The sequence below is a fragment of the Micromonospora sp. NPDC048835 genome, from assembly GCF_040649995.1.
In the GTDB taxonomy this organism is placed as follows: Bacteria; Actinomycetota; Actinomycetes; order Mycobacteriales; family Micromonosporaceae; genus Micromonospora.
Genome location: NZ_JBEZGM010000001.1, coordinates 337830 through 343944, shown reverse-complemented (window position 1 = coordinate 343944; position 6115 = coordinate 337830). Strand labels below are relative to the sequence as shown.

General features: G+C 69.6%; 6 protein-coding genes and 1 pseudogene. 3 read left to right on the top strand and 4 right to left on the bottom strand.

Going from position 1 to position 6115, the window contains the following annotated elements; genetic code table 11:
- Positions 1 to 97: 97 nt before the first annotated feature.
- Together AB0C15_RS01395 and AB0C15_RS01390 are read right to left on the bottom strand one after the other, a co-directional pair.
- Entirely contained in the window at positions 98 to 937 is an 840-nt protein-coding gene (locus AB0C15_RS01395) for an aminoglycoside phosphotransferase family protein (protein ID WP_357347473.1), read from the bottom strand.
- A complete protein-coding gene (locus AB0C15_RS01390; protein WP_357347471.1) occupies positions 934 to 1743 on the bottom strand; it encodes a response regulator transcription factor in 810 nt (269 codons plus the stop codon). The genes AB0C15_RS01395 and AB0C15_RS01390 overlap by 4 nt, the downstream gene beginning before the upstream one ends.
- A 388-nt stretch (positions 1744 to 2131) precedes the next feature.
- Between AB0C15_RS01390 and AB0C15_RS01385 the strand changes: the two genes are divergently transcribed.
- From AB0C15_RS01385 to AB0C15_RS01375, 3 genes and pseudogenes are all read left to right on the top strand, one after another.
- Complete coding sequence (locus AB0C15_RS01385; protein ID WP_357347469.1) at positions 2132 to 3379, top strand: MFS transporter; 1248 nt, start codon at positions 2132 to 2134, stop codon at positions 3377 to 3379.
- Between the two features lie 209 nt (positions 3380 to 3588).
- Positions 3589 to 3696, top strand: a pseudogene (locus AB0C15_RS01380) (ATP-binding cassette domain-containing protein); the annotation flags it as partial.
- Between the two features lie 33 nt (positions 3697 to 3729).
- Positions 3730 to 4044, top strand: a complete 315-nt coding sequence (locus AB0C15_RS01375; RefSeq protein ID WP_357347892.1) for a hypothetical protein — start codon at positions 3730 to 3732, stop codon at positions 4042 to 4044.
- 63 nt (positions 4045 to 4107) lie between these two features.
- Here AB0C15_RS01375 and AB0C15_RS01370 read toward each other — a convergent pair whose 3' ends face one another.
- Together AB0C15_RS01370 and AB0C15_RS01365 are read right to left on the bottom strand one after the other, a co-directional pair.
- Positions 4108 to 5142, bottom strand: coding sequence for a DUF808 domain-containing protein (locus AB0C15_RS01370; protein ID WP_357347467.1), 1035 nt, complete (start codon positions 5140 to 5142; stop codon positions 4108 to 4110).
- Between the two features lie 355 nt (positions 5143 to 5497).
- Complete coding sequence (locus tag AB0C15_RS01365) at positions 5498 to 5944, bottom strand: Rrf2 family transcriptional regulator (RefSeq protein WP_357347465.1); 447 nt, start codon at positions 5942 to 5944, stop codon at positions 5498 to 5500.
- Positions 5945 to 6115 lie beyond the last annotated feature (171 nt).

Below are 6115 nucleotides of genomic sequence, written 5' to 3'. Positions count from 1 at the left end.
CCCGGTCGCGTCGGTGACACGTGGACGCGGGTCCCCGGGCATGGCGCGGCCCCGGTCCGACGCGGGGCGCCGTCGGACCGGGGCGGTGGTCGGTCGGTCAGTACTCGCCGCGCCCGAAGGCCGCCAGCTCGGCGGAGTGCACGGGATTGCTGACGTACGTGGCACCGATCGGGGCCGTCACCCGGCACCAGGCGTCGAGTCGGCGCACGTCGATGCCGGCGGCGCTCGCCAGCTCGTCGCGGCGACGAACCATCTCCGCGCGGTCCAGCCCCTCCAGCACGTAGTCCACGGCGTCGAAGCAGGGGTCACCGGCGCACGCCATCGGGTCGATCGCCACCAGACCCCTGCCCCCGCCGCTGAGCACGTTGCCGAGGTGCAGGTCACCGTGCAGCAGCACGGTGTCGGTGGGCACCGCGAACAGGTCGTCGCGCAGCCGCTTGGACCCGCTCAGGTCGGCGCCCCGGCGCGTAGCCGAGTTGAACAGCACGTCGATCCAGTCCGCCAGTTGACGGGGAGCGGCCGCCGGGTCGCCCGCGCCGTGCAGATCGGTGAGGAAGGCGGCGTACTCCTGCGGTGAGGGCGGCTGCGGCATCTTCTCCACGAGGGTGCCGGGGTGGATCGCTTCGAGCAGGACGGCGCCCTTGGCCGACTCCCGCACTGCCGGCACCCGCCCGCTGGAGGCGAACTGGCGCAGCATGTCCACCTCCTCCCGCACGGCGTAGCTGTCCGGGGACAGCTTGAGCACCGCGTCGCCGAGCGGGCCCACGCACCGGAACACCACCGAGGAGTTGCCGGATTTGAGTCGGTCACCCAGAGTCAACTCCCACTGCTCGACGAGGTCGTCGAGCCGCTGGCGCAGCGTGCCCACCCAGCGGTGCGCGGCCCGGCCGAACCGTGGCTCCAGTCGGTCGGCGATCGCGTCCAGGTCCAGGTTCATCCCGCACACCCCCGCACCGACCGCGCGTCGGCGTACGCGGCCGAGCCCGGCGCCACGACACCACGCCTGCCGGCCAGCAGAACGCTGCCACCAGGCACCACTGGCGCATGGGAGCCGGGCGGCCCGGGGCGCCCCAACCGCGCCCGGCGGGCGACCTCAATCGCCTCGTACCGGTCAGCGACGTTCAGTTTGCTGAAGATGATGGAAATATGATTGCTGACCGTTTTCGGGGACAGATTCAGCTTCGCGGCGATCGCCACGTTGCGCATACCCGAGGCAATCAGTTCCAGCACCTCCCGCTCGCGGGCTGTCAGCTCCGGAAAGAGCTGCTGGTTGCGGGGCTCCCGGCTCAGTTGCCCGATGAGCTTGTCGGCCACCCGGGGGCCGAGGATGACCTCACCCGTCGCGAGGCCCCGGATCGTCCGGACGATGCCGTCGCCCGGGCAGCTCTTGAGCACGTAGCCCCGGGCCCCCGCCCACATGGCCGCGAAGATCGCGTGTTCGTCCTCGACCGCGGTGAAGACCAGCACCGCTGTCGAGGGCGACACCCGGTTGATCTCCTGGATCGTCACCCCCGCCTGGAACCCCGGCAGCTCGACGTCGAGAACGAGCACGTCAGGACGGGTGGCGGTGGCCACCGCCAACGCCTCCCGTGCGGACGCCGCCTCACCTGTCACAGCGACCTCAGCCGACGGCGACAGCAGGGCGTGCAGGCCCCTGCGCACCACCGGCTGAGCGTCGGCCAGGACCACCGTCACCGCGTCGGGTTGTGTCTCCGCCGTGACTTCCTCCGGATACCGCCCCATGTTCCGAGTCAGTTCCGAGGCCGAGCCAACGCTGACCATCTATCCACCTCACCCCGTCCGAACGGCCCGCGGTGTCTTAGTCGCGCGGGGAAACGCCGCGGTAGCGCCGACCCCGCGTCGTGATGAACATCTACTCACGGCCAACAGAACAACACAAGAAGTGATCCCGGGAACGGGCTCGGTCAGCCTTTTGACGAATCGAAAAACCGAACCAAACTTTCCGTTTTGGCCCTGACGAAGCCGTCCACAGCGGACCTTTTACAGGCGGTCCACGTACCGCCGACCCGGGAGTCCACGGGGGAACTTCCCGGCCGATCCGGGACGTCGTCCCGTACGCGCTACACCTGTCGCCCTGTCCGCCGGACACCGTCGTCGCCAGGATTGACCCATGCCCTTGTCACGAGTGACGGACGTTGTCGCCGGCCTGGTACCGACCGACCCGCTCCGCAGGAAGCTGATCGCGATCCGACTGGCCGAGTCCATCGGCAAGGGGGTCTTCCTCAGCGGCAGCGTCGTCTACTTCACGCTGCGTGTCGGACTCGACGCCCGGCAGGTGGGCCTGGGCCTGTCGGCCGCCGGCCTGTCCGCCTTCCTCTCGTCGGTCCTGTTCGGTGTGATCGCCGACCGGGTGGGCGCCCGCCGCCTGCTCGTCATCCTGTTCGCCGCACTGTCGGTCGGATTCGGGCTCTACAGCCTTGTCGACAGCGCGACCGCCTTCTTCGCGCTGGTGGTCACCGTCGGTTTCCTCGAGTACGGCACCGGCCCGACCAACGGGGCCCTCATCGGCAACCTCGTGCCCGCCGAGGAGCGGGTGAAGCTCAAGGCCATGATGCGGTCGGTGTTCAACATCGGATTCAGCATCGGTATCGGCGTGGCGGCCGTCGCCGCCCTCAGCCAACGGCTGCTCGTGCTGATCCCCCTCACCACCGCCGCGCTGATGGCCGGCGCCGCGCTGCTCGTCACCCGCCTGCCCGACGTGCCGCCGCGTCCCGCACCGGTGGGCTTCAAGCGTTTCGCCGCGGTCCGCGACCCACGCTTCGTCGCGGTGATCGGCGTCTCGACGATCCTCGCCTCGCACGTCAGCATCATCCTGGTGACGATGCCGCTCTGGGCGCTCACCCGCACCGACCTGCCGCACTTCCTGATTCCTCTGCTGCTGATCGTCAACACCGCGTTCGTCATCCTGTTCCAGGTACGGGCCAGCCGGGGCGCGGACACCGTGCACGGCGCCGGTCGGCTCGCCCGGCGCTCCGGCTACTGGCTGGCCGGCGGCTGCGCGGTCCTGGCGGTGACCGCGCTCGACGACAACGTGGTCCTGGCGTCCGTGGCGATCGTCGCCGCCGTGCTGATCCTCTCCGTGGCCGAGGTGATGCAGGCCGCATCCGGTTGGGGGCTCGCGTTCGGCCTCGCCCCCGAGCACGCTCAGGGCGAGTACCTGGGGGCGTTCGACCTGCACGTGATCACGCAGAACATCATCGGCCCGGCGGCGCTCTCCGGCCTGGTCATCGCCTTCGGCTTCTGGGGATGGCTGGGCATCGCCGTCGCCGCGCTCGTCGCATCGGCGCTGATCATCCCGGCCGCCAACCGCAGCGCTGTCACGGTGGTCCGCGAGACCGCCCCGGCCTCCACGACCTGACGCTGCCTGCCGGCCCGCGTCGGTCGTCGAGCGGAGACGGGGTAGGGCTGTTCCCTACCAGCGCCTTCCAGGGTCGCCATATGCCGGCTCGGCGCGGCTGCCGGCAAGGTCATGGACATGCGGAACACGAGTGGGAACCCGGCCCCCGATGCCGGCGTGGTCGAGCTGGTCGACGTCGCCAAGACCTATCCGGATGGTGCCGGGGTGCGGGCACCTTCTCGGCGGTGATGGGCCCGTCCGGCTCCGGCAAGTCGACGTTGCTGCACTGCGCGGCGGGGCTGGACCGGCCGGACTCGGGCCGGGTGCTTGTCGACGGACCCGCCGTTCTCGGCTGGAGCGAGTGGCGGGCCATGGACGAGGCCGGCTCCACCCGTCACCTCCACGACGCCCTCGGCACGCTCATCGACGCCGGCCTGATCCCCCGACAGCCGTTGGCACCGCTGACCCATCTGCTGTCCGGCGCGATGAACGAGGCGGCGCTCTGGCTGGCGACCTCGACCGACCCGGTCGACCTCGGCGACACCAGCGCCGCACTGCGGCACCTGCTCGACTCGCTCCGTGCTCCCACCGAGCCGAGGCCGAGGCGCGGGCCGGCAAGACCGGCTACCATCCGCTACCCGGGGTCGACACCCGAGCCCCACGGCGCACAGCCCCCTCACGAGTAGCACCGCAGCAGTCACCAGTGCCCCAGCGACAGATCGGCCTTACAAGGTGCCGTGATTTTGCGGTCAACCGCGCGGCGCCCGGTCATCAGCAGGAGCGTCGCTACGCCGAGCCGCACGGCTCGGCGGCACGGGGATGGCGCCGTCGGTACCAGTCGTGGCCGCCGCGGTCGCAGCCTTGGATGTGCGGCGGTGGAGCGTGAGAGTCATGACCAGCACGACCAGCGCTCCGACGATCAGCCCGAGGATCGCGCTGGCCACCGTGTTGACGAGCCAGCCGACGAGCCCGCCGAGAACACCTGTGGCGTCGTGGGCGGCGACCTCCACATGGTGCACAGCCTCGTACAGGAAGTGCAGGTTCAGCTCGTTCGTGCCCAGCAGCAGGATGTGCCCGCCCACCCACAGCATCGCCGCGGTGCCGACCACCGTCAGCACGGTGAGGACCACCGGCATCGCCCTCACCAGGCCGCGACCGAACGTGGCGACGGCACCCGACCGTTGCGACAGGCGCAGCCCGGCGTCGTCCATCTTCACGATCAGGGCCACCACGCCATACACCAGGACGGTTATGACGACAGCGACGACAGCCAGGATCACCAGACGGGCCCAGAACGCCTCATCGATCACCTCGTTGAGGCTGATGACCATGATCTCCGCCGAGAGGATCAGGTCGGTTCGTACCGCCCCGGACACCAGCGTCGTCTCGTCCTGCACCTCTTGCTCGCCCGCGCCGTGGGAATCGTGATGGGCGATCTTGGCCCACACCTTCTCCGCGCCTTCATAACAGAGGTAGGCGCCGCCGAGCATGAGGATCGGAGTGAGCAGCCAGGGCACGAACTGACTGAGCAGCAGCACCGCCGGCAGGATGATGAGGAACTTGTTGCGCAGCGACCCCACGGCAATGCGCTTGATGATCGGCAACTCGCGCTCGGCCGCCAAACTCCGCACGTACTGCGGTGTGACGGCAGCATCGTCCACGACGACACCCGCGGCCTTGGCGCCGGCCTTCGCGGCGGCCGCCCCGATGTCATCGATCGACGCCGCGGCGGCACGGGCCAGCACCGCCACGTCATCCAGCAGGGCTACGAGTCCACCGGCCAAGGGAGGGTCCTTCCAGGGTTGCGCAGAGTTCGAACTGGCCCATTCTCGCTCAGGTCCCTGCGCGCGGCACGCCACCGCCCGGTCGTATCTCGGGCGGGGAGGCCGGGCGGCACCCGCACCTGGGCGATCAGCGCATTCAGGACGCGCACACCCTGCGCTACACCGCCTCCGAAAAGATGCTCGACGTCATCGGTGGCAGCACCACGACGGGTCTACAACTGCAGCAGTGGTCAGCAAAATGACCGTACCCACCTGTCGTGGTGCCTGCGATCGACCGCGATCGCAGGCACCACGACGTTCGCCGCCGGGGTCACCCGGGCCCGCATCTACCCGGCAACGATTGCGGACCGCACCGTCAAGCCGTCGCGGGCTGCTGGGCCAGGACGTCGCAGAGCATGTCCGCGATGGTGGTGGCGGCCAGCTCACGTCGTACGGCCTCGTCGAGTCGGCCGAACACCTGACGCAGGGCCGGTTGAATGCCGAATCCGATCGGGCAGGAGTCGCTCGGCGGTGAACTGTGCAGGGCGAAGAGCGGCTCGTCGTCCCCGACCGCGAGGTACGTGTCCAGCAGGGTGATCGACTCCGGTTCGTGGGCCAAGTGCCAGCCGCCGCCCGCGCCCCGTTGGGACCGTACGAGGCCGGCCTCGCGGAGCTGGCCGAGGCAGCGGCGGATAACCACCGGGTTCGTGTTGACGCTCACGGCGATGCGCTGGGAGGTGGCCACTGCCGCTGAATCGCGCTGATCCAGGGCCATCCATGTCAAAACGTGCACGGCCACGCACAACCTGCTGTTTCCGCTCATCGCACCCGTCTCCGCCCGCTCACTGTAACCACCGATGCTACATCTACCCCCGACCGGCATGCCCCATTTGTCGGCAGCAGATGTAACCATTATGGTTACGTTAAACGCCGCCAGGGCCCCGCCGTGAACCACGGCGATCGGCACCGGCGCCCACCATCTCGCTGGCGACAG

What these genes read in the sequence shown, in the direction of transcription:
- AB0C15_RS01395 (WP_357347473.1), bottom strand. Translation starts at nt 937, where the DNA reads ATGAACCTGGACCTGGACGCGATCGCCGACCGACTGGAGCCACGGTTC.
- AB0C15_RS01390 (WP_357347471.1), bottom strand. Translation starts at nt 1,743, where the DNA reads ATGGGGCGGTATCCGGAGGAAGTCACGGCGGAGACACAACCCGACGCG.
- AB0C15_RS01385 (WP_357347469.1), top strand. Translation starts at nt 2,132, where the DNA reads ATGCCCTTGTCACGAGTGACGGACGTTGTCGCCGGCCTGGTACCGACC.
- AB0C15_RS01375 (WP_357347892.1), top strand. Translation starts at nt 3,730, where the DNA reads ATGGACGAGGCCGGCTCCACCCGTCACCTCCACGACGCCCTCGGCACG.
- AB0C15_RS01365 (WP_357347465.1), bottom strand. Translation starts at nt 5,944, where the DNA reads ATGAGCGGAAACAGCAGGTTGTGCGTGGCCGTGCACGTTTTGACATGG.